Here is a 21,444-nt window from a genome sequence, read left to right on the forward strand (position 1 = left end):
GGCTAACCCATCATGTCCTTGACCATGCGCTCCTGCTCCATCAGCTCGCGTTGGCGAGCGTCGATACGAGAGGATAACGGGAAGTTGCTGCCAGCCTTGCGTTTGGCGAAGTCCAGTTGCTGGATCGCCTGGCGGTAATCGCCGACCAGCGCGAAATATTCGGCACGGGCTTGATGCAGGCCGATGATGTTACCGGACAGTCCGCGAGTTTCTGCGACCTGATACCACACGTCCGGATCGTCCGGACGCGATTTCAACAAGCCTTCCAGCGCCTTCTCTGCATCGGCGGTGCGGTTCTGTTTCAGCAACAGATCGACGCGCACCTGATTCAGCGGGTAATTGCCAGGGTACTGACTGAGCATCCGGTCAACCCGGGACTGGGCATCGGCCAGCTTATTGTTGGTGATGTCCAGATCGACCTGCGCCAGGTTGTAAATGATCTCGTTCGGCGATTTGGCCAGCAGTTGCGTGAGATTCTCCCGTGCTTCATTCAACTGACCGCCCTTGATCTGAGCGATCGCCAGACCGTAACGGGCCACGTCGTTTTTCGGGTTCTCATCCAGTTGCGCGCGGAAACGCTTGGCGCCAAGGCCCGGCGTTTCTTCATAGGTCAACTGCACCCGCGCGCGGATCAGTTGATAGCGCTTGCTGTCTTCAATGCCACCGGGTTTAGCCTGTTCAGCGCGGTTACGGGTGTCGGCGATACGCGATTCGGTGACCGGGTGAGTCAGCAGGAATTCCGGCGGCTTGGCGTCGAAACGATACTGGCGCATCAAACGCTCGAACATGGTCGGCATCGAGCGCGGATCGTAGCCTGCCTTCTCCAGGTTGAGGATGCCGATGCGATCGGCCTCCTGCTCGTTCTGACGCGAGAAGCGCCGTTGCTCCTGGATGGCCGCCGCTTGGGTGCCGGCAATCGCCGCGATGCCAGCGTCGCCCGCGCCGGCAGCGGCGATCACGATGCCGGCCAGCAGCGCCGCCATCATCGGCACCTGCATCCGCTGCGAGGCCTCGACGCCACGGGCGAAGTGGCGTTGGGACAAGTGAGCCAGTTCGTGAGCCAGTACCGAGGCATATTCGCCCTCGGTCTGCGCATTGAGGAACAAGCCGCCGTTGACCCCGACAATCCCGCCCGGCGCCGCAAAGGCGTTGAGCTGTGGACTGTTGATCAGGATGAATTCCAGGCGTCGGTCATTGACCTGGCTGGTTTCCACCAGCTTATAGACACTGGACTCGACGTAGTCCTTGAGCTGTGGATCGTTGAGCTGCGAAACCTGGCTGCGCAGCAACGCCAGCCAGGCGCGACCCAATTGATATTCCTGTTGTGGCGAGACGATGGCAGAGCTGGCGTCACCGAGTGACGGCAGGTCGTCGGCGAAGCCCGGTGAGGCGAGCAGGCAAGCGAGCGTCAGCAGGGTAGGGCGCAGAAATGTCATGCACAAAGCCTTAGTCGACAAAGACCTTACTGTAGCCGGACACCGGGCCTGCGACCAGATATTCTAGGCAGCCTGACCACCTGATCCGGAGTGACGCATGACCGACGCTGTAGCCCATGACTGTGAATTGGATGCCAGTGGCCTGAATTGTCCGTTGCCGTTGCTCAAGGCCAAAATGGAGCTGAACAAGCTGCCCAGCGGCGCGGTACTCAAGGTGATTGCCACGGATGCCGGCTCGCAACGCGACTTTCGCACCTTTGCCAAATTGGCCGGTCATACGCTGCTGCGTGAAGAAGACGAGGCGGGTGTCTACCGTTACTGGCTGAAAAAAGCCTGAAACCGATCGCGTAAATGACCTAAGGAAAATTGATGTTCAAAGTGTTGCGCGACTGGATTCAGCGCTACTTCTCCGATGAGGAAGCGGTGGTGCTGGCGGTTTTGCTGTTTCTCGCCTTCACCGCGGTGCTGACGCTGGGCGGAATGCTTGCGCCGGTGCTGGCCGGGATGGTGCTGGCGTACCTGATGCAGGGGCTGGTGGTTACGCTCGAACGCTTGCGCGTGCCCGGCGGCGCGGCGGTCGGTCTGGTGTTTGCGCTGTTCATGGGCGTGCTGATGGTGTTCATCGTTGTGGTGCTGCCGCTGCTCTGGCACCAGTTGATCACCTTGTTCAACGAGTTGCCGGGGATGCTCGCCAAGTGGCAATCGCTGCTGCTGTTGCTGCCGGAGCGCTATCCGCATCTGGTCTCTGACGAGCAAGTGTTACAGGCGATCGAAGCGGCGCGAGGCGAGATCGGCAAGTTCGGCCAGTGGGCGCTGACATTCTCGTTGTCGAGCCTGCCGCTGCTGGTGAACATCATGATCTACCTGGTGCTGGTGCCGATCCTGGTGTTCTTCTTCCTAAAGGATCGGGCAATGATCGGCGAGTGGGTGCGCGGCTATTTGCCGCGTGAGCGGGCGCTGATCACCCGGGTCGCCGAAGAAATGAACCGGCAGATCGCCAACTACATTCGCGGCAAGGTCATCGAGATCGTGATCTGTGGTGGCGTGACTTACATCGCATTCGTCGCACTGGGGCTCAACTACGCGGCGCTGCTGGCGCTTTTGGTTGGCGTGTCGGTGGTGGTGCCATATGTCGGGGCAGTGGTGGTGACCGTGCCGGTGCTGCTGATTGCGCTGTTCCAGTGGGGCTGGAGCGATCAGTTCATTTATCTGATGGCGGTCTACGGAATCATTCAGACTTTGGACGGCAACGTGCTGGTGCCGTTGCTGTTCTCCGAAGCGGTCAATCTGCACCCGGTGGCAATCATCTGCGCGGTGCTGTTGTTCGGCGGGTTGTGGGGGTTCTGGGGAGTGTTCTTCGCGATTCCGCTGGCGACACTGTTCAAGGCTGTGCTCGATGCGTGGCCACGCAAGGAGCCGGTGGTGGCGCCACTGCTTTGAGAATGAATCGGCGCCCGCAAGGGCGCCGACAGCATCAGGCCTTGTTCAGCGCCTGAGCAGCAGCCAGCACTGCATCGACATGTCCTGGCACTTTCACGCCGCGCCATTCCTGACGCAATACACCGTTCTTGTCGATCAGGAACGTGCTGCGATCAACGCCCAGGTATTCCTTGCCGTAGAGCTTTTTCAGCTTGATCACGTCGAACAGCTGGCAGACGGCTTCGTCCTTGTCGCTGATCAGCTCGAACGGAAACTCCTGCTTGCACTTGAAGTTCTCGTGGGACTTCAGGCTGTCGCGGGAGATGCCGAAGATTTCCGTGTTGGCAGCCTTGAATGCCGCGTATTGATCGCGAAAGCCCTGGCCTTCGGTTGTGCAGCCCGGGGTGCTGTCCTTCGGATAGAAGTAGATCACCACTTGCTTGCCCTCGAGGGCCGACAGGCTGACGGTCTGCCCGCTGGTGGCAGGTGCTTCGAAATCCGGAACCGGTTGGTCGATGACAACGGCCATGAAAGCTTCCTTACATTGGGTTCTGTGGGCGCCAGGGTTCGATCAGTGCATCCAGGTTCATGGCGTCGGCGAAATCCAGGAACTGGTCGCGCAGCCAGCTGATCTGGGTGCCGGCGGGCAGGGTCACGGTGAACGTAGCGTTGAGCATGGTGCCGCCGGTCTGTGGTGCCTGATAGGTATCGCAGGTCAGGTTTTCCAGCTCGACGTTGTGATCCATGAAGAACTGGCACAGTTCGTTGATGATGTCCGGGCGGTACGCCGAAGACACGTAAGCCACGTACGGCAGGGCTTGCGGACGGTTTTCCAGGGCGGCGCTGCGCACCACGTTGACGGTGAACGCATGACGCTTGGCCAGCACCGGCAGGCTGCCTTCAAGGCGAGCCAGGGCGTCCCAGCTGCCGGAGACTTCGAGCACCAGCGCGCTGCACTCGCCGTGGCGGGTCAGGCGCGAGGTGACCACCGCGCAGCGGTTTTCATGGCTGGCGCGGCACAGGACGTTGGTCAGCTCCATGGGATTGGCGCCGAGGGCACTGATGACAAGGAATTGTTCGCGAACTGTGGGGGTGGACATGCAGCATTCCTAAAGCGATGAGCGGTCGGTAGGGAGAGAGGCGTTGATTGCCGGGGCAATGACTGTCCGGAAGGCCCGATTCGTGTGGCGCTACGGCTCCATCAACAAGGAAGCGTACGGCAACGACACTGGAACGGGGCCCGGGAGGCCGAAACGGGAGACTGGAACCCGGCGTACAAGCTGATCAGTACCGATCAAAGTCTGAAGGGTAGCGAAAAGCGGCGCCAAGGGGAATGGCGGCACAGTACTTCGCTTGTGCAAGCATCTTGGCGCCAGTACCATTACCGCTCTCTTTTTCCGGCAGGAGCGGTTTCATGATTGCGGGCAGTATGGTGGCACTGGTCACACCCATGGATGCACAAGGGCGTCTTGACTGGGACAGCCTCAGCAAACTCGTGGACTTCCATCTCAAGAACGGCACCCATGCCATTGTCGCGGTCGGCACCACCGGCGAGTCGGCAACGCTTGATGTAGAAGAACACATCGCCGTCATCAAAGCCGTGGTCAAACAGGTTGCCGGTCGCATTCCGGTGATCGCCGGTACCGGCGCCAACTCGACCCGCGAAGCGGTCGAGCTGACCCGCAATGCCAAAGAAGCCGGCGCCGATGCCTGCCTGCTGGTAGTCCCGTACTACAACAAGCCGACCCAGGAAGGCCTGTACCAGCACTTCAAGCACATCGCCGAAGCGGTCGACATCCCACAGATTCTCTACAACGTTCCTGGCCGCACTTCCTGCGACATGCAGGCCGAGACCGTGATCCGCCTGTCCACCGTGCCGAACATCATCGGCATCAAGGAAGCGACCGGCGACCTGAAACGCGCCAAGGCGATCATCGACGGCGTGAGCAAGGACTTCATCGTGCTGTCCGGCGATGATCCGACCGCCGTCGAGCTGATCCTGCTGGGCGGCAAGGGCAACATCTCCGTCACCGCCAACGTCGCCCCGCGCGAAATGGCCGACCTGTGCGAGGCCGCGCTCAAGGGCGACGCCGAGACCGCACGGGCCATCAACGAAAAACTGATGCCGCTGCACAAGGACCTGTTCATCGAAGCCAACCCGATTCCGGTGAAGTGGGCTTTGGTCGAAATGGGCCTGATGCACCAAGGCATCCGCCTGCCGCTGACCTGGCTGAGCGCTCCTTGTCATGAAACGCTGCGCTCGGCCCTGCGCCAGTGCAACGTCCTGGTTTAATTGAGGAAGTACAACGCATGAAGCGAATGGCCGGACTTTCCGCACTTGCCTTGATTATCTCCAGCACCAGTGGCTGCGGATGGATCTGGGGCCCGGAAGGTTATTTCCGTGACCGTGGTAGCGATTACCTGGAAGCGCAACAGACAGCACCGATGCAACTGCCACCGGATGTCAGCACCTCCAAGCGCCTGGATCCGCTGCTGCCGATCCCGCGCAACGTGGCCGACAACACCGCCAAGGGTGAATACATCGTTCCGCGTCCTCAACCGCTGTCGGCCGTTGCCGACGCCAGCGACTACTCGCTGCAGAAGAGCGGTGATTCACGTTGGGTCATGGCCCAGCACCCACCGGCCGAAGTCTGGCCAGTGGCGGTGCAGTACTTCCAGGACAACGGTTTCCGTCTGGATGAACAGCGCCCGCAAACCGGCGAATTCACCACCACCTGGCAGCATTCCGACGAACTGTCCGCCGCCATGGCCAAGCGCCTGAGCGCCGCCGGCGTCAGCACCGACAGCGAAACCCGCGTGCGGGTACGCATCGAGCCGGGCGTGCAGCGCAACACCAGTGAAGTCTATGTGGTCAGCGCCGAGCGTCCTGCCGGCAGCACCGCCGACGTGGCCTTCACCAACCGTTCGGTTAACACCGGCCTCGACGCTGCGCTGGTCGACGACATGCTCGCGAGCATGAGCCGTACCTCCGAGAAGGGTGGTTCGGTGTCGATGCTGGCTTCGCGTGATTTCGATACCCCGAGCCGTGTCAGCCTGAGCGAAGACGGCAGCGGCAACCCGGTACTGAACGTCGGTACGGACCTGGATCGCGCCTGGTCGAGCGTCGGTCGTGCGCTGGAGCAGGGCGAATGGCGCGTTGAAGACATCAACCGCAGCCTGGGTCTCTACTACATCAACTTGTCCGAGAAGGCCGAGAAGAAAGACGAGAAGCCTGGTTTCTTCAGCAGCCTGTTCGGCAGCGCGCCGACCAAGGAAGAAGTTGAAGCCCGCGCCGAGCGTTATCAGGTTCGCCTGAGCAAGGTCGGCGAGAACGTTCAGGTGACCGTCGAGAAAAACATCAACACCGTTGCGCCGGCCGATGTGGCCCGCAAAGTGTTGAGCGTGATTCAGGACAACCTGGGCTGATCCAATGCGTTTTGCCGTTCTCGGCAGCGGTAGCCAAGGGAACGGCACGCTGATCGCCAGTGCTGATACGTATGTGCTGGTGGATTGTGGTTTTTCCCTGCGGGAAACCGAAAAACGCCTGTTGCGCCTGGGTGTGAACCCGGCGCAACTGAGCGCGATACTCGTAACCCACGAACATGCCGACCACGTGCATGGCGTGGGTTTGCTGTCTCGGCGCTACAATCTGCCTGTCTACCTCAGTCGCGGCACACTGCGCGGGATGCGCAAACCGATTGAACCTGCCGGTTTCGTGACCGGTGGCGAGCAACTGCAGATCGGTGCTCTGAACATCGGGGTCATTGCCGTGGCCCATGATGCGCAGGAACCGACCCAGTACGTATTCAGTGACGGTGAGCGGCGCTTCGGCCTGCTGACTGACCTGGGCTCTTACTGCGAGCGGGTGCTGGACGGCTATCGGGACCTCGATGCGTTGATGATCGAGTCCAACCATTGTCGCGACATGCTGGCCCGTGGTCATTACCCGTACTTTCTCAAGCAGCGGGTGGGCGGCGAGCTGGGACATTTGAACAACCATCAGGCGGCATTCCTGGTGGCCGAGTTGGGCTGGCAAGGCCTGCAACACCTGGTCCTGGCCCATCTGAGCAGCAAGAACAACCTGCCGCAGCTGGCCCGGCAATGTTTTGTCGACACCCTCGGGTGCGACCCGGACTGGCTGCAACTGGCCGATCAAGATTCAGGGCTCGACTGGCGCCACATCGCCTAGCCCATCTACTTAGCAAGCGGAGCCCATCATGGAAAAACGTGAAGAACTCTACCGCGGCAAAGCCAAATCGGTTTACAAGACCGACGACGCTGACCGCTTGATCCTGCTGTTTCGCAACGACACTTCGGCGTTCGACGGCAAGCGCATCGAGCAGCTCGACCGCAAAGGCATGGTGAACAACAAGTTCAACGCCTTCATCATGCAGAAACTTGAAGCGGCCGGTATTCCGACCCAATTCGACAAGCTGCTGGCCGACAACGAAGTGCTGGTGAAAAAACTCGACATGATCCCGGTCGAGTGCGTCGTGCGTAACTACGCCGCCGGCAGCCTGGTCAAGCGTCTGGGCGTCGAGGAGGGCATGAAGCTCAACCCGTACACCTTCGAACTGTTCCTGAAGGACGACGCCAAGGGCGACCCGTTCATCAACGAATCCCACGTCGTGGCATTCGGCTGGGGCACCGCCGAGCAACTGGCGCGCATGAAAGAACTGTCGCTCAAGGTCAACGAAGTCCTGAGCAAGCTGTTCGACGACGCAGGCCTGCTGCTGGTGGACTTCAAGCTTGAATTCGGCGTGTTCAGTGATGGCTCCATCGTCCTGGGCGACGAGTTCAGCCCGGACGGCTGCCGTCTGTGGGACAAGGACACCAAGAAGAAGATGGACAAGGACCGCTTCCGCCAAGGCCTCGGTGACGTCATCGAAGCCTACGAAGAAGTCGCCAACCGTCTGGGCGTACCGCTTTAATCGACGCAAGCATCTGATAGCACGGAGAAATTTTCGAAAGAGGGTTTGCTTTCGGTAAAAGTGTTGTTATGATGCGCGCCGTTGGAGAGATGCCAGAGTGGCCGAATGGGACGGATTCGAAATCCGTTGTACCTTCACCGGTACCTAGGGTTCGAATCCCTATCTCTCCGCCATACATAGAAAAAGCCCCGTAGATGAAAATCTACGGGGCTTTTTCGTTTCTGAGGGTTTTTTACTTGGATCGTTTATTTACGCATCAGAACTGAATCTCTAGCTCAATTCTGAATGGTAAAAACCTAGCGACCCAGTCATTCGCGCACTCTGAGAGATAACCCTACGTAGGCGTGATCCTTTCCAGAGAGGTTGAGTTGGCGTCGATAGTGCCAAGCCCCTTTGTCGCCTGAGCTTTCGAAGTGATTCCATTGAGCTATCATCGTTGGAAAAATGGAGGGCTGTATGAAAAAGGTTTTTTCTGTAGCGGTTATAGCAATTACCGTGGCGCTATCAGGGAGTGTTCACGCACGCGGGAGCGGCTTCGGCAGTCATTCCTCGGTCAAGTCCAGCTACTCCTACGGAAGTCGTTCCGACCATTCGGTTAGTGGATATACGCGAAGCAATGGAACGTATGTTCGACCCTCTCATGCTACAAACCCAGACTTCACCAGGAACAATAACTACAGCACCAAAGGTAATGTGAATCCGTACACAGGAAAATTCGGCACTAAACCTCGTGATGGCATGTAGTTATGAGGCTGCCAGAGAAGGCATTTTATTCAATTGCGCTGTTTGTCTTGATGCTGGGGAGCACAACAACTTTCGCAGCTACATTTGATGGCTATGAATGTACGGATGATTGCTCAGGGCATCAGGCCGGTTATGAATGGGCCGAGGAAAAGGGAATTTACGATGAAAATTCCTGTAGTACCCCATCTGAGTCCTTTAACGAAGGCTGTCAGTCGTTTATCGAAGGAGGCGCAGGCGTTGTTTCAACGGACGATGATGGCGATGAAGAAAGCGACGATGACGAATGACCGCTCACCAAAACGGCCCCGTAGCTGAGAAGCTGCGGGGCTTTTTCGTTTCCGATCCAGCGCAATTCGCTACCCCAACTACTTCTGCCCCAAATCCACCACTTCCCAACTATCATCCGGATCAAACCGCTTCATCGCCTTCGCCACTTTTTCCCCATCCGGTCCGAGATCCTTCTGAAACACCTGGCCCTCATGGCTGATCATGAAGCTCATCACCCCGGTGTCGTCATACTTCGCTGGCCACGCGATCAGGGCGAATCCGCGACTCATCTTGTCTCCAATCAGATAGCTGTAAGCGCCGCCCGGGGCTGACGGGCCTTGGGCGTCGAGGATGCGGAAGTGGTAGCCGTGCCAGTCTTCGTCGTTGATGGCCTGGCCGAAGGCGGGGCCGAGGGGGCTGATCTGGTTGGTGTCGTCTTCTGGCCAATAGAGTCCGTCGTGTTTGCCGGGGGAGCTGAAGATTTTCTGTGCGTATTCGAGGGCGCCGTCGCCGTCGCGGTCTTCCGAGGCGTAGTCCATTTGGGCGTCGTGGTAGGCCAGCGCCGATTGCACTGCCGCCAGTTCGTTGCGACCGATGCGGCGGGCGCGGATTTCGATCTGGGCGGCTTTCATGTCGAAGCGCCAGCCGGTTTTGTCTTTGATGAGGGGGATGGGCAGCGTCCAATGATCGGGTCCTACGGAGAGCACGGCCTTGCTGTCGCCGGTCTTTTCCAGGGTGTGCTGTTCGCGGTATTGCTGCAGGAAGGCATCGACATCGCTGCGTTGCACGCCTTCACGGGGAATGAAGCTGTGCCATTCCTCGCCCAGCAGTTCGGTCAGGCGTTTCTGATCGGCGTGTTGTGTACCGAGGGCTTCGACGAAGGCGTCAGCGGCTTTTTCCGGGGTTGGAAATACTTGCTGGGCCGAGGCGAGGCTTGAAAATGCGAGGCCGGCCGCGAGGGTCAGGCAGCTCCTGACCAGAAAATGAATGTTCATCGACGGCCACCTCCTCTCTGACGCATGCCCCCGCCGGATGGCCGGCTGATCTGATGTCCGGCGGCGCGGGAGGTGTTGGGACGTTGCGCGGAAATCTGGCTGGCCCGACCGCGATCAGCCTGGACTCGGGTCTGTGACGGGGAGCGCGCGCCGGCGAAAGCGTTGTTTCGCGCACTGCCCGCTGCAGGGCGGGCTTGGGACGCACGGTTGTCACGTTGATTGACGCCCGGCTGGCGCGCCTCCCGCGTGTTGCCTTGAGCGCGGTCGGCGGCTCTGGGCCTGTCCGCACCGCCTTGCATGCGATTGCCGACATTGGCGGATTGCGCTTCGCGGACTTGATTGCGGGCTTCCCGATTGCTGGTGGCGGGGCGTTCGAAACCGGCCCTGTCCATCGAACTGCGCGCCCGTTCCCGGGCCTGCGCCCGCTGCGCGTTGTCCCCGCGATAGGCGTCACGCTGAGCCGCACCGTCCAGCTGCCGGCCATACTGCGCGCGGCTGCGGTTGTCACGATACGGCACGCCATCGCGATGCACGGTGTTGTGCTGCCACTTGTTCTGGTTGTTGGTAATCCGGTTGTTGGCGTTGATGTTGTTGTAACGGTTCACATCGATGTCGATGTCGTTATGGCCCCAGTCGCAGTTACCCCACAACGACGCAACGACCGCCACGCCCGTACCGAAGGCCAGCCCGGCGACCAGTGCCTGACCCGGATAGTAAGCGGGCGGCGGCGGGTAATACACCGGCGGCGAGGCCGGATAAGGCCAGGTGCCGTAAGTGGTGGTCGGGTTATAGGTCGGGACGTAGACCACCTGCGGATCGGCGGGCTGAATGATGATGGTCGTGTTGTCGGCAGGCTTGGTTGTCCCGGCAGAGATGGGCGGCGTTACGTTCTGCACCGTCACATTCTGATATTGATTGCTCTGCAGATTGCCCGCCGCCTGGGCCTGACGCCGCAAGCGCTGAACGCCGGCCATGAGTTCGTCAGGCTGAGCCAGAAAGGCATCCCCCAGTCGTTGCACCCAGACCGGATCCTGCCCCAGTGTCGCCAAGACCTGCGGGAACGCCACCAAGGCCTGCACGCTCGGGTCCCACGTCTGGCTGGCCACTTGCTTGACCGCGTCATCGCCCTTGGCGTCCGGATGCGCCTTGGACCAGGTCGCGGCTTCGGCGACTTCTCCCGGATACGTGGCGGCCATCAGCACTTGAGCAAGCAGTGGGTCTGGATACAGGGCAATCGACGCGAGCATCTGGTCGAGCTGCTCCGTGGTAAACACGGCATCTTTGGCCGGCGCGGCAGCCGCCGCCGGGGCCGCAGGCGCATCGGCGGCCTGCAACAAGAGCGGTGCAGCGCTCAAGGCGAGCATGAGCGACGCGGCACGCAAGAGCGAACTGTGCATGACCTCTTCCCCACATCCAGATGGCAGGTTTGCAACACTCGAGGCATCAACGGCCGACATCGGACGCTGCGCCGTGATGGAGAATGGTTGGCGATTGGCGTTCCGTCAAAAACTGCACAGGTTTTTTCGCAATAAGCACGTTGCCTGAGCGTTACCGCCCGTTTGCTTGCGTTTTGCGATAAATGACTAAACTTTCCGGTTCCAGGTCATGCAGTGCCAACGAGCCTGGCTGTCGCTCCAACCCGAGAGGTCTGGTCATGGCAAAGGGAAAGAAGAAAGACTCGCCCCGAGAAAAACCTGACGAACATACAAAACTGTCAAACAAGGACTACCTTGCCGAGTTGCGCCGCCTGCATATCGAACTGGTGAAAATGCAGGAATGGGTGAAGGCCGAAGGCATCAAGATCTGCATCATCTTCGAAGGTCGTGACGGTGCGGGCAAGGGCGGCACCATCAAGGCGCTGACCGAGCGGGTCAGCCCGCGAGTCTTTCGCGTCATCGCGTTACCGGCCCCGACCGATCGCGAGAAGAGCCAGATGTACATGCAGCGCTACCTGCCACATTTGCCGGCAGCCGGCGAAGTGGTGATCTTCGATCGCAGCTGGTACAACCGTGCCGGCGTCGAGCGGGTGATGGGCTTTTGCACGGACAAGGAGGTCGACAAGTTCCTCAAAGCGGTGCCGCTGGTGGAGCGCGCCGTTGTCGGTTCCGGCGTGATCCTGCTCAAGTACTGGCTGAATGTCAGTCAGGAAGAACAGACCCGGCGTCTGGAGGCGCGCATTGTCGACGGTCGCAAGATCTGGAAGCTGTCGCCGATGGACCTCAAGTCCTACAGCCGCTGGTATGACTACTCCCGGGCACGGGACGACATGATCGAAGCGACCGACACCGATTACGCACCGTGGCTGGTGGCCAACTCGAACGACAAGCGACGGGCGCGGCTCAATATCATCTCTGACCTGCTCAGTCGCATCCCCTATAAAGAGGTGCCGCGAGAGAAGGTGACATTGCCCAAGCGGCAGAAACCTGGGGGGTACAAGGAGTCGGATTATCCGTTCCGCAACATTCCCGAAAGGTTCTGAAGCAAGTTCAGAAGTCGCCGGAGCTGCCAACACAGGCAGCTCCGGCGACTTGGGCAGTTCTCAGATCTCCTTGACCGGGGTCTCTCCCTGCACACCCTTGATCAGCTCGATCACATGCAGACAATCCGCCTTGTTCACATACGATTCGCCACTGGCGACCGTCTCGTGATTCCCCGCCCTTAATCTCCAGCGCCATTGGCCCTTGCCGGTGCTCGGGGTGCCTTTGGATTGCCTGTAAATCTCGAAATACATTCAGTTCGCTCCATGCGATTTATGTGCGACAACCTGTGTGACGCCTCGACGCAAGCCTAGCGGAGCGCGGATTTTTGGCTATCGGGGATTTGTTTCCAATCGTTCGTGGATGTTTCTGAAAGGCGCGGACCAGAGCGCAGGAATCGGCCTTTGGATTGGCCGGAACGCCGTCGTTTCACCCTTGCATGACATTTCGGGCTGCTGCTTAATACGGTGCGGCTCATGGCGTCGAATGTCGTTCGGCGACCGACAATCACTATAAGAAAGAGCAGTCCATTGACCCATCCGAATGGAACGCAGCACGCGGGCCCGGTGAAGTTGTCGCTGGTGATTCCCGTGTTCAACGAAGAGGACAGCCTCGACGGTTTTCTCCTGCGTATTCGTCAGGTGTTCGAGGGTGATTCCCGGATCAGCCTCGAACTGGTGTTCGTCAACGACGGCAGTTCCGATACGACGCTGGAACGTCTCCTGAACTGCCAGCAGAGCGACTCACGCATCCGCATCGTTGATCTGAGCCGCAATTTCGGCAAGGAAGCGGCGCTGTCCGCCGGTTTGCAGATCGCCACCGGGCAGATCGTGGTGCCGATCGACGTTGATCTGCAGGACCCGCCCGAGGTCATTCTGCAAATGATCGAGCGCTGGCGCGAAGGTTTTGAAGTGGTGCTTGGCCACCGCATCAGCCGGCGCAGCGACTCCTGGGCCAAGCAGACTTCCGCCAGTTGGTTCTATCGCTTGCACAACAGAATTGCCGAACAGTCATTGCCGGAAAACGTCGGTGATTTCCGGCTGATGGATCGCTGCGTGGTCGACGCGCTGCTGACGCTGCCCGAATCCCGACGCTTCATGAAAGGCCTGTTCGCCTGGGTCGGTTTCCGCACCACGCAAGTCGAATACGAACGCCCGGAACGGGCGTCTGGACGCAGCAAGTTCAACGGCTGGCGACTGTGGAATTTTGCGCTGGAAGGCATCACCAGTTTCAGCACCGAGCCGCTGCGAATCTGGACATATCTGGGAGCAATGGTGTCGCTGGTGTCGTTCGCCTTCGCCATGTTCATCGTGGTGCGCACGTTGCTGTACGGTGTCGATCTGCCGGGTTACGCGTCGCTGATGGTGGCCGTGACATTCCTCGGTGGCCTGCAACTGATCGGCATTGGCGTACTCGGTGAATACCTGGGGCGCACTTACATTGAAGCCAAGCGCCGACCGGTTTTTCTGGTGCGCCGCGTTTACGATCCCAAGGACTGACCGATGGACCTCAAGGAAACCGACATTCTCGGCGACAGCATCGGCGAGCATTGGTATTACTGCTCCAAAGCGGCCGCGACCCGGCGTTTGCTGGGTGAGGCGCCGATCAAGCGAATTCTCGATGTCGGTGCCGGCTCAGGCTTCTTTTCCCACCACTTATTGACCCACACGGCGGCGCGCGAAGCGTGGTGCGTGGACATCAGTTACCCGGCCGACTCCAGCGCCACCACCGCCGGAAAACCGGTGCATTACCGCCGTTCCATCGACAGCGTGGACGCCGATCTGGTGTTGCTGATGGATGTGCTGGAACACGTCGATGACGACCTCGGCCTGCTCAAGTCCTACGTCGACAAAGTGCCGTCCGGCAGCCGCTTCCTGATGACCGTGCCGGCGTTTCAGTTCATGTGGAGCGAGCACGATGATTTCCTCGAACACAAACGTCGCTACACCCTGGGGCAATTCGAGGCTCTGGCGGGTAACGCCGGATTGACGGTGGAGCGGGGCGCCTATTACTTCGGAGCGGTTTTCCCGATTGCGCTGGCATCGCGGCTGATACCCGGCGGCACTCGGGGTTCGGCACCGCGTTCGCAGCTGAAAAAACATCATCCGCTGGTCAATACGCTGCTGAAAACCCTGTGCAGTCTCGAGCTGCCGTTGATGGGCATGAATCGCCTCGCCGGTTTGAGCGTGTTCGTGCTGGCGCGCAAACCGTGACGTCCGCCGAAAAGTCCGCATTGATCCAGCGCGGTCTGCGTTTCGCCGTGACCGGTCTGTTCGTCACCGCGCTGCATGCGCTGGTGGCGGTGCTGTTCATCAACTTCGTCAGCCACCAGCCACCCCTGGCCAACGGCGTGGCCTTTGCCGTGGCGACGGTGGTGTCTTACGTGATCAACACCACGTGGAGTTTTTCAGCCCGACTGCACGGCAAAACCCTGCTGCGTTTCATGCTGGTTTCGGCGGGCGGCTTTCTGTTGGCGATGTTCGTGGCCTGGGCGGCACAGATGGCCGGGCTGCACTATCTCGCCGGAATCGTTGCCGTGGCGCTGACGATTCCGGCATTCACTTTCGTACTGCACAACTTCTGGACGTATCGATGACGGATTCACGGGAGCACCCGGCACTTTCCCTGTTGCCGCTGTTATTGGGTGTTCTGGTGTTTTTTCTGGTGGTCGGACCGCAAGCGCTGAACCCGCAGAACATTGCCTGGCTGGAACAGGGCGATCCGGCCACGCATTATCTGGGCTGGGCGTTTTTCCGGCATGGGCCCTGGACATTCCCGCTCGGGCTCAATCCGTCCTACGGCCTGGAACTGGGCAGCGCGATCATTTTTTCCGACTCCAATCCACTGCTCGCGCTGTTGTTCAAGCCGTTCAGTGGCTGGTTGCCGGAGACCTTCCAGTATTTCGGTTTGTGGCTGCTGGCCTGTTGTGTCTTGCAAGCCTGGTTTGGCTGGAGACTGCTGGGGCTGATGACGCGCTATCCCGTGATTCGCCTTCTGGGTGCAGGATTGCTGGCGTTTTCGCCGGTGATGTTTTTTCGCCTTGTGGGGCACCTTTCCCTGGCGGGCCATTTCCTGGTTCTGGCGGCGCTGTACCTGGCGTTGCTGCCGGATCTGCAACGTCGTCGCCTGGCGTGGGGCACGTTGCTGACGGTGACGGCTTGGGTGCACGCCTACCTGCTGGCCATGGTTGCGCTGATCTGGCTGGCGGACCTGCTGGGCAAGGCATTGAGTCGGTCATTGACCCGGGGTCAGGGACTGATCGAGGGCGGCGTGCTTTTCGCGCTGGTGAGCGTGTGTTGCTGGCAGGCCGGTTACTTCAGCATTGCCGATGGCGCGGCATCCGGTGGTTTCGGTTTGTACCGGATGAATCTGCTGTCGCCCGCCGATCCGGCAGGCTGGTCCCGTCTCCTTCCCGGTCTGCCGAAAGAAGAGGGGGATTACGAAGGTTTCAACTACTTTGGCCTGGGTGTTCTGTTGCTGGTGCCGCCGGCTTTTTTGGCCTGGCTGCGAAACCGGCGACTCTTGAAGGATGAATGGCGTGCTCGTCCATGGCTGCTGGTGGCCATGCTCGGTTTATGGCTGTTCGCGCTGTCGAACCGAATAGGCATAGGCACGTTGACGTTCGAGTATCCGCTACCCGATCGAATCATCGCCCTGGCCAGTATTTTTCGCGCCTCGGGGCGGATGTTCTGGCCGGTGTTGTACGCCTGCGTCCTGACCATGATTTTTCTGGTGGTTCGCGGTTATCGGCCACGCATCGCCATCGGTCTGCTGGCCGTCGCATTGTTGATCCAGGTGGCCGACACCCGCGATGGCTGGATGGCCATCAGGCAGGGGAAAACGCTGACGCCGTCATCGTCCTGGAGCAGTCCGATGACGGATCCCTTCTGGGCCAGTGCAGCGGCGCGTTACACCAATGTGCGCAGCCTGATGCCACAGAATCAGAGCGATCGCTGGCAGATGATCGCCGGTTTCGCAGCGACCCACGGGATGAAAACCGATGCGGTGTATCTGGGGCGCATGAGCACTTCTGCGTTGGAGCAGGCACAGCAGAAAGCACGCGCGATGCTCGACTCGGGGCAGTATGACGCGGACTCTTTGTACCTTCTGGACGATGATGCTCTGGTCGATGCCGCGCGGACCATCAATAGTGAAACCGATCTGCTGACGCGCGTGGACGGGGTGGCGGTGCTGGCGCCGGGCTGGAAACGCTGCAGCGAATGCCTGCAGGTGCCCGATGAAGGGCGGCAGGTTTTGCTCACGCCCCTTACTCGTCCAGGGCAAACACTGACCTTCAATTATCGCAATCGACAACTGGCCAGCGGCTGGTCGAAGCCGGAAAGCTGGGGGACGTGGACAGAAGGGCGACAGGCGAAAATCCAATTGCGGGTGCAGCCGCCGGCGCGTTCGATCGTGATCGACGCGCTGGCTTTCATATCGCCCACGCACCCCGGTCAGCGAGTGATCGTCAGCCTGAATGGCCAACAGGTACTGGATACCCGCTTGACGCAGTTTCAAGGCAATCGCCTGGAAATCCCGATCAGCGCCGCGCTCAACCAGCGCCTCGGGAACGATGACCGGCTCGATATCGAATTGCAGTTGCCGGATGCCGTCAGCCCTAGGCAGCTGGGTATCAACGACGATTCGCGGATCATGGGCCTGGGGCTGAAGACGTTGACGGTGCAATGACGCACCGTTTCGATGGACGCCGGCCCCACGGCCTTTCTACACTGCCGCAATCTGGGGATCGGGGGGCAATGGATGAACCGCAATGAACTACGCAAGGCCGACATCAACCTGATGGTGGTGTTCGAGACCTTGATGCTCGAACGCAACGTGACGCGGGCCGCCGAGAAGCTGTTTCTCGGCCAGCCGACCATCAGTTCGGCGCTCAACCGACTGCGCACCATGCTCAACGATCCATTGTTCATTCGCGTCGGCCATCGCATGGAGCCGACCGCCCGCGCCGAAGACATTTATCGCCACCTGAAACCCGCGCTCGACTCGCTGTCGGTGGCGCTGAGCCTGACCCGGGATTTCGACCCCGCCGTCAGCACCATGACCTTCCGAATCGGCCTGTCGGATGACGTCGAATTCGGCCTGCTGCCACCGCTGTTGCGCGCCTTGCGCCAGGAAGCGCCGAGCGTGGTGTTCGTGGTGCAGCACGTCGATTACTGGCGGATTCCCGATCTGCTGGCGGCGGGCGACATCACCGTCGGCATCAGCCAGACCCGTGGCTTGCCGGCCAATGCCAAGCGCAAATTGTTGCGACACATTCAGCCGAGCATCCTGCGCGCCGACAAGTCCGACACGCCGCTGACCCTCGATGAATATTGCGCACGCCCCCACGTGCTGGTTTCCCACACCGCCAATGTCAGTGGCTACGCCGATGAGTGGCTGGCGGACATCGGTCGTACCCGTCAGGTGGTGCTGTCGGTGCCGCAGTACAGTTCGTTGCCGGCGCTGTTGGCCGGCACCGATCTGATCGCCAGCCTGCCGGACTACACCGCCGACGCCATGGCCGCTTCCGGGTTCCTGTTCAAGGAGCCGTTTCCGTTCAAGACCCCGACCCTCGACCTGTCGATGGTCTGGCTCAGCCATGTCGACAGCGACCCGGCCGAGCGCTGGCTGCGTTCGCGGCTGGAGCAATTCATGAGTGAGCGCCCGGTGATGTCGTCGTTGGCGTGAGTCAGGCGTTGCTGTGTTATATGTACGACCTTTCCGCCGAACCACTGGAGCACCGAGATGCCACACCTGCACCTGGAATACACCGCCAACCTGCCGCAACTGAACGCCGACGTGGCGTTGATCCGGCTCAACAATACGCTGGTGGGTTCCGGTCAGTTCGCGGCGGAATTCGATATCAAGAGTCGTGCGCTCAAGGTTGAAACCTTCAAGGTCGGCACCGCCATGAACGAACGCGCCTTTGTCGCGGTGAGGCTGGCGCTGCTCAGCGGGCGTTCTCCGGAGATCAAGAAGCAGCTCTCGCAGAGCCTGTTGGCGGTGTTGCAGGATCTGTGCGAATGGCCGTCCGGGGTCGAGGTGCAGTTGAGTGTGGAACTGCTCGACATCGACCGCGAGTCCTACAACAAGACCGCCATCGGCGTGTAAGACTCAGGCTGCTTCCAGCTCCGCGCAGGTCTTGACGACCTGCTCGCGCAGCCAGAGGTTGGCGCTGTCCTGATCGACGTTGTGGCTCCATTGCATGTCGAGGGTGAACCCCGGCAGACCGTTCGGCGCCTCGCAGTGATTGAACACGGCGTCGTTGGTCAGCAAACGCTGGATCCGCCGGGGCAGGGTCAGGATGAAATCGGTGCCGGTGATCATCTTCAACGCCGCGCTGTAACTGTTGGAGCGGGCGACGATCTGGCGTTTCTGTGCCTGCCGCGCCAGCCAGCCATCGACCATGTTGGTGGTCGACGTCCACGGTGTCGGAAACACATGCCGGCGTTCGGTGAAGGCTTGCAGGCTCAGGCGCGGCTCCAGCGGTGTGGCGCGTTTGTCGAACACGCAGACCAGGTCATCTTCCAGCAACATCCGTGATTTCAGGTCGGCGTGGCTGCGATGGAAGTGCGGGCCGAAACAGATCACCAGATCGAGGCTGCCGTCGCGCAGCTCTTCGACCGGCACGTCGGTTTCGAACTTGTGCATGTTGACCATCACCGGCAAGTCATCGAAGTCAAAGCGCTTCAACATCCGTGGCAGGATCAGTTGCTCGAAGTATTCCGGGGCGCAGATGTTGAAGGTCACCGGTTGCGCCATCGGGTCGAAAGTCGGGGCGCCGGCGTGGCAGAGGTTGATGCTTTCGAGGATTTTCTGCACATGGCCGTACATGCTGCTGGCCTTGTAGGTCGGGCGCATGCCCGTGCGGGTGTTGACGAACAAATCGTCTTCGAAGCTGGTGCGCAGTTTTTTCAGGCAGTAACTGACGGTGGACTGGCTGACGAAGAGCGCCTCCGACACGTCGGTGACGCTGCTTTGCTCATACACGGCGACAAACACCATGAGATCCTGCATGTCGAGCTTTCTAAGCAAGTTACTGTTCAGCATCCGTTCTGTCTCGCTGTGCTCCTTGCGCCGAATCCGCGCAAACGTGTGCGCATGATCGTAACGGAACGATGGTGCCAGGAGAAAGCCCTGTAGGACTTTTCACGGTCAGTTGTGGGACAGAAAGTTTTAGTAACACGACGTACACAATCAAACCCGGAAAAGGTGGCCAGAAGCCTTTATCCAGACGGGTTGGGCAGTGGCGCGAACGTTTTCCCTCTTCAGACCTTGGAACCGGGGCGGTCGATACGGCGACCTCGTCGCCCGCGACTGAACCACAGCTGAACCATTCTCAAATACTCCGAAAGTTTCATGGTTATTTCATGGGCCAACTAATCGTTGGCTTCTTTTTCACAAAAAATTGATGGTTGCCTGCTTAAAGTTTGTGTTGTCTGAGTCAATGAATTTTTCACAATTGACGACGGCACTTCTTTCAAGGAAATAGCCCCTCGCCATGTTCAAGTTAAAAGCCGTGCGCCCGGAATGGGTGACGTTGTTTGCCAGCGCCTTTCTTTTGACCGGATTTAATTTCGTTCTCTGGCAGCACCTGTTCGATATCACCGCTGCGGACGGCAAGGGCATTGCCATGCGCATTGCGTTCGGGGTGATGATCTTCGCGGCGTATAACATCGTGCTGACGTTGCTGGCGTTTCGACCCGTGTTGAAACCCGTGTTGACGTTGTTGTTTATGGTCAGCGCCGGCGTGGCTTATTTCATGAGCCAATACGGTGTAATGATCGATGCCGGCATGTTTAGAAACTTTGCCGAAACCAATGCCACTGAAGTGCGCGATCTGCTGTCTTTGAAGTTGCTGGCTTATATCGTTTTTCTGGGTGTCTTGCCGTCCTGGTTGTTGTGGAAAGTTCCAGTCAACTATCGTCGCTGGCATCGCGAGTTATTAAGCAAAGTTATTGTGAGTGTCGCGTCGGTCGCGGTCATTGGCGGCGTTGCGCTGGCCAATTATCAAGGGTTGTCGTCGCTGTTTCGCAATCACCACGAAATTCGCCTGATGCTGGTGCCGAGCAACTACATCGGCGCCTCGGCCGGTTATCTGCGTGAGCAGGTGGCTTCGGCGCAGCAACCGTTTGTCACGATCGGCGAAGACGCCCAGCGTAATGCCGCCGTGCAGACTCATCCGCGCAAATCCCTGACGGTGCTGGTGGTCGGGGAAAGTGCCCGGGCGGAAAACTTCGGCATCCTCGGTTATGACCGCGACACCACGCCGAAACTGGACAAGGAAGCCGGCCTGATCGCCTTCACCGACGTGCATTCCTGTGGCACGGAAACGGCCGTGTCGGTGCCGTGCATGTTCTCCAACATGGGCCGCAAGGATTACGACGCCAGCAAGGCGAAGAATGAGGAAGGTCTGCTGGACGTGCTCAAGCGTGCCGGGATCGACGTGATCTGGCGCGACAACCAGTCCGGCTGCAAGGGCACCTGCGATCGCGTCACCTTGCAGGACGTCAGCAATCTGAAAGACCCGGCGCTGTGCGCCAACAGCGAATGCCGCGACGAAATCCTGTTGCAGGGCCTGCAAAGTTTCATCGATCACCTGGACAAGGACACCGTGCTGGTCCTGCATCAGATGGGCAGCCACGGCCCGGAATACTTCAAACGCTATCCGAAGGAATACGAACGCTTCACCCCGGTGTGTGAAAGCAATGCGCTGAACAATTGCAGCCGCGAAAGCATCGTCAACGGCTACGACAACACGCTGGTGTACACCGACCATGTGCTGTCGAGCCTGATCGATGTGCTGCGCAGCAATCAGGACAAGGTCGACACCGCCATGCTGTACTTGTCCGACCACGGCGAATCCCTGGGCGAGTACAACCTGTTCCTCCACGGCACGCCGTACATGCTGGCGCCGGAGCAGCAGAAACACGTGGCGATGCTGGCGTGGTTCTCCGACAGCTATCAGAAGTCCTACTCGGTCGACACCCATTGCCTGCAAATGAGTCGCGACAAGCCGCTGAGTCAAGACAACCTGTTCCACTCGATGCTCGGTCTGCTGGAAGTGCAGAGCAAGGTCTACCAGCCGGATCTGGACATGTTTGCCGGTTGCCGCGGCGCGGTGATCGACGGGGTGCTGGCCAAGGACTGAGCCGGCAGACTCACTCTGTAAGAC

General features: G+C 59.7%; 22 protein-coding genes and 1 tRNA gene. 16 read left to right on the top strand and 7 right to left on the bottom strand.

Annotated elements, in window-relative coordinates; all coding sequences use genetic code 11:
* Positions 1–2 precede the first annotated feature (2 nt).
* On the bottom strand, positions 3–1,436 hold the full coding sequence (locus PMI24_RS22490; RefSeq protein WP_007958006.1) for a M48 family metalloprotease: 1,434 nt from the start codon (positions 1,434–1,436) through the stop codon (positions 3–5).
* A gap of 97 nt (positions 1,437–1,533) precedes the next feature.
* Between PMI24_RS22490 and PMI24_RS22495 the strand changes: the two genes are divergently transcribed.
* Together PMI24_RS22495 and PMI24_RS22500 are read left to right on the top strand one after the other, a co-directional pair.
* A complete protein-coding gene (locus tag PMI24_RS22495; RefSeq protein ID WP_007958011.1) occupies positions 1,534–1,773 on the top strand; it encodes a sulfurtransferase TusA family protein in 240 nt (79 codons plus the stop codon).
* A 32-nt stretch (positions 1,774–1,805) separates the two neighbouring features.
* A complete protein-coding gene (locus PMI24_RS22500; protein ID WP_007958012.1) occupies positions 1,806–2,876 on the top strand; it encodes an AI-2E family transporter in 1,071 nt (356 codons plus the stop codon).
* A gap of 34 nt (positions 2,877–2,910) precedes the next feature.
* Here PMI24_RS22500 and PMI24_RS22505 read toward each other — a convergent pair whose 3' ends face one another.
* Positions 2,911–3,384, bottom strand: coding sequence for a peroxiredoxin (locus PMI24_RS22505; protein ID WP_007958013.1), 474 nt, complete (start codon positions 3,382–3,384; stop codon positions 2,911–2,913).
* A gap of 10 nt (positions 3,385–3,394) precedes the next feature.
* A complete protein-coding gene (locus tag PMI24_RS22510) occupies positions 3,395–3,955 on the bottom strand; it encodes a glycine cleavage system protein R (protein ID WP_007958014.1) in 561 nt (186 codons plus the stop codon).
* Between the two features lie 314 nt (positions 3,956–4,269).
* On the opposite strand from PMI24_RS22510, the gene dapA reads away from it, so the two are divergent.
* From dapA to PMI24_RS22540, 6 genes are all read left to right on the top strand, one after another.
* Positions 4,270–5,148: a 4-hydroxy-tetrahydrodipicolinate synthase gene (dapA, locus tag PMI24_RS22515; RefSeq protein WP_007958015.1), complete on the top strand. Its 879-nt coding sequence runs from the start codon at positions 4,270–4,272 to the stop codon at positions 5,146–5,148.
* A 17-nt stretch (positions 5,149–5,165) separates the two neighbouring features.
* Positions 5,166–6,281, top strand: a complete 1,116-nt coding sequence (gene bamC / locus PMI24_RS22520) for an outer membrane protein assembly factor BamC (RefSeq protein ID WP_007958016.1) — start codon at positions 5,166–5,168, stop codon at positions 6,279–6,281.
* Positions 6,282–6,285: 4 nt separating this feature from the next.
* A complete protein-coding gene (locus tag PMI24_RS22525; RefSeq protein WP_007958017.1) occupies positions 6,286–7,044 on the top strand; it encodes an MBL fold metallo-hydrolase in 759 nt (252 codons plus the stop codon).
* Positions 7,045–7,072: 28 nt separating this feature from the next.
* Positions 7,073–7,786, top strand: coding sequence for a phosphoribosylaminoimidazolesuccinocarboxamide synthase (purC, locus tag PMI24_RS22530; RefSeq protein ID WP_007958019.1), 714 nt, complete (start codon positions 7,073–7,075; stop codon positions 7,784–7,786).
* Between the two features lie 83 nt (positions 7,787–7,869).
* Positions 7,870–7,959, top strand: a tRNA-Ser gene (locus PMI24_RS22535).
* A gap of 573 nt (positions 7,960–8,532) precedes the next feature.
* Entirely contained in the window at positions 8,533–8,817 is a 285-nt protein-coding gene (locus tag PMI24_RS22540) for a hypothetical protein (RefSeq protein WP_045121851.1), read from the top strand.
* Positions 8,818–8,895: 78 nt separating this feature from the next.
* On the opposite strand, the gene PMI24_RS22545 is transcribed toward PMI24_RS22540, so the two are convergent.
* A complete protein-coding gene (locus PMI24_RS22545; RefSeq protein ID WP_007958023.1) occupies positions 8,896–9,792 on the bottom strand; it encodes a DUF2950 domain-containing protein in 897 nt (298 codons plus the stop codon).
* Positions 9,789–11,189 carry a DUF3300 domain-containing protein gene (locus PMI24_RS22550; RefSeq protein WP_007958026.1) on the bottom strand — a complete coding sequence of 467 codons (1,401 nt, stop codon included), beginning with the start codon at positions 11,187–11,189 and terminating at the stop codon, positions 9,789–9,791. The genes PMI24_RS22545 and PMI24_RS22550 overlap by 4 nt, the downstream gene beginning before the upstream one ends.
* 257 nt (positions 11,190–11,446) lie before the next feature.
* Here PMI24_RS22550 and ppk2 point away from each other — a divergent pair, with 257 nt between their 5' ends.
* Complete coding sequence (ppk2, locus tag PMI24_RS22555) at positions 11,447–12,271, top strand: polyphosphate kinase 2 (RefSeq protein WP_007958028.1); 825 nt, start codon at positions 11,447–11,449, stop codon at positions 12,269–12,271.
* A 60-nt stretch (positions 12,272–12,331) separates the two neighbouring features.
* Here ppk2 and PMI24_RS22560 read toward each other — a convergent pair whose 3' ends face one another.
* Complete coding sequence (locus tag PMI24_RS22560; protein WP_007958030.1) at positions 12,332–12,523, bottom strand: YegP family protein; 192 nt, start codon at positions 12,521–12,523, stop codon at positions 12,332–12,334.
* Positions 12,524–12,799: 276 nt separating this feature from the next.
* Here PMI24_RS22560 and PMI24_RS22565 point away from each other — a divergent pair, with 276 nt between their 5' ends.
* The 6 genes from PMI24_RS22565 to PMI24_RS22590 all read left to right on the top strand — a co-directional run bounded on the left by PMI24_RS22565 (position 12,800) and on the right by PMI24_RS22590 (position 18,380).
* Positions 12,800–13,768, top strand: coding sequence for a glycosyltransferase family 2 protein (locus tag PMI24_RS22565; protein ID WP_007958032.1), 969 nt, complete (start codon positions 12,800–12,802; stop codon positions 13,766–13,768).
* Positions 13,769–13,771: 3 nt separating this feature from the next.
* Complete coding sequence (locus PMI24_RS22570) at positions 13,772–14,482, top strand: class I SAM-dependent methyltransferase (protein WP_007958034.1); 711 nt, start codon at positions 13,772–13,774, stop codon at positions 14,480–14,482.
* A complete protein-coding gene (locus PMI24_RS22575) occupies positions 14,479–14,865 on the top strand; it encodes a GtrA family protein (protein ID WP_007958036.1) in 387 nt (128 codons plus the stop codon). Before PMI24_RS22570 ends, PMI24_RS22575 begins: the two co-directional genes overlap by 4 nt.
* On the top strand, positions 14,862–16,958 hold the full coding sequence (locus PMI24_RS22580; protein WP_007958038.1) for a DUF6311 domain-containing protein: 2,097 nt from the start codon (positions 14,862–14,864) through the stop codon (positions 16,956–16,958). The genes PMI24_RS22575 and PMI24_RS22580 overlap by 4 nt, the downstream gene beginning before the upstream one ends.
* A 72-nt stretch (positions 16,959–17,030) precedes the next feature.
* Positions 17,031–17,957: a LysR substrate-binding domain-containing protein gene (locus PMI24_RS22585; RefSeq protein ID WP_045121852.1), complete on the top strand. Its 927-nt coding sequence runs from the start codon at positions 17,031–17,033 to the stop codon at positions 17,955–17,957.
* A 57-nt stretch (positions 17,958–18,014) separates the two neighbouring features.
* Positions 18,015–18,380, top strand: a complete 366-nt coding sequence (locus PMI24_RS22590) for a 5-carboxymethyl-2-hydroxymuconate Delta-isomerase (protein WP_007958040.1) — start codon at positions 18,015–18,017, stop codon at positions 18,378–18,380.
* Between the two features lie 3 nt (positions 18,381–18,383).
* Here PMI24_RS22590 and PMI24_RS22595 read toward each other — a convergent pair whose 3' ends face one another.
* Complete coding sequence (locus PMI24_RS22595; RefSeq protein WP_007958041.1) at positions 18,384–19,319, bottom strand: LysR family transcriptional regulator; 936 nt, start codon at positions 19,317–19,319, stop codon at positions 18,384–18,386.
* Positions 19,320–19,770: 451 nt separating this feature from the next.
* Here PMI24_RS22595 and PMI24_RS22600 point away from each other — a divergent pair, with 451 nt between their 5' ends.
* Positions 19,771–21,420 (top strand): phosphoethanolamine transferase, encoded by a 1,650-nt coding sequence (locus PMI24_RS22600; protein WP_007958042.1) that lies wholly within the window; start codon positions 19,771–19,773, stop codon positions 21,418–21,420.
* The last annotated feature ends 24 nt before the right edge of the window (positions 21,421–21,444 follow it).

Source organism: Pseudomonas sp. GM25, assembly GCF_000282255.1.
GTDB lineage: Bacteria > Pseudomonadota > Gammaproteobacteria > Pseudomonadales > Pseudomonadaceae > Aquipseudomonas > Aquipseudomonas aphyarum.

Excerpts from the sequence above, each read along its gene's own strand:
- PMI24_RS22490 (WP_007958006.1), bottom strand. The coding sequence starts at position 1,436 with ATGACATTTCTGCGCCCTACCCTGCTGACGCTCGCTTGCCTGCTCGCC.
- PMI24_RS22525 (WP_007958017.1), top strand. The coding sequence starts at position 6,286 with ATGCGTTTTGCCGTTCTCGGCAGCGGTAGCCAAGGGAACGGCACGCTG.
- dapA (WP_007958015.1), top strand. The coding sequence starts at position 4,270 with ATGATTGCGGGCAGTATGGTGGCACTGGTCACACCCATGGATGCACAA.
- PMI24_RS22540 (WP_045121851.1), top strand. The coding sequence starts at position 8,533 with ATGAGGCTGCCAGAGAAGGCATTTTATTCAATTGCGCTGTTTGTCTTG.
- PMI24_RS22545 (WP_007958023.1), bottom strand. The coding sequence starts at position 9,792 with ATGAACATTCATTTTCTGGTCAGGAGCTGCCTGACCCTCGCGGCCGGC.
- PMI24_RS22580 (WP_007958038.1), top strand. The coding sequence starts at position 14,862 with ATGACGGATTCACGGGAGCACCCGGCACTTTCCCTGTTGCCGCTGTTA.
- ppk2 (WP_007958028.1), top strand. The coding sequence starts at position 11,447 with ATGGCAAAGGGAAAGAAGAAAGACTCGCCCCGAGAAAAACCTGACGAA.
- PMI24_RS22585 (WP_045121852.1), top strand. The coding sequence starts at position 17,031 with ATGAACCGCAATGAACTACGCAAGGCCGACATCAACCTGATGGTGGTG.
- PMI24_RS22560 (WP_007958030.1), bottom strand. The coding sequence starts at position 12,523 with ATGTATTTCGAGATTTACAGGCAATCCAAAGGCACCCCGAGCACCGGC.
- PMI24_RS22570 (WP_007958034.1), top strand. The coding sequence starts at position 13,772 with ATGGACCTCAAGGAAACCGACATTCTCGGCGACAGCATCGGCGAGCAT.
- PMI24_RS22495 (WP_007958011.1), top strand. The coding sequence starts at position 1,534 with ATGACCGACGCTGTAGCCCATGACTGTGAATTGGATGCCAGTGGCCTG.
- purC (WP_007958019.1), top strand. The coding sequence starts at position 7,073 with ATGGAAAAACGTGAAGAACTCTACCGCGGCAAAGCCAAATCGGTTTAC.
- PMI24_RS22550 (WP_007958026.1), bottom strand. The coding sequence starts at position 11,189 with ATGCACAGTTCGCTCTTGCGTGCCGCGTCGCTCATGCTCGCCTTGAGC.
- PMI24_RS22510 (WP_007958014.1), bottom strand. The coding sequence starts at position 3,955 with ATGTCCACCCCCACAGTTCGCGAACAATTCCTTGTCATCAGTGCCCTC.
- PMI24_RS22505 (WP_007958013.1), bottom strand. The coding sequence starts at position 3,384 with ATGGCCGTTGTCATCGACCAACCGGTTCCGGATTTCGAAGCACCTGCC.
- PMI24_RS22600 (WP_007958042.1), top strand. The coding sequence starts at position 19,771 with ATGTTCAAGTTAAAAGCCGTGCGCCCGGAATGGGTGACGTTGTTTGCC.
- PMI24_RS22590 (WP_007958040.1), top strand. The coding sequence starts at position 18,015 with ATGCCACACCTGCACCTGGAATACACCGCCAACCTGCCGCAACTGAAC.
- PMI24_RS22595 (WP_007958041.1), bottom strand. The coding sequence starts at position 19,319 with ATGCTGAACAGTAACTTGCTTAGAAAGCTCGACATGCAGGATCTCATG.
- bamC (WP_007958016.1), top strand. The coding sequence starts at position 5,166 with ATGAAGCGAATGGCCGGACTTTCCGCACTTGCCTTGATTATCTCCAGC.
- PMI24_RS22500 (WP_007958012.1), top strand. The coding sequence starts at position 1,806 with ATGTTCAAAGTGTTGCGCGACTGGATTCAGCGCTACTTCTCCGATGAG.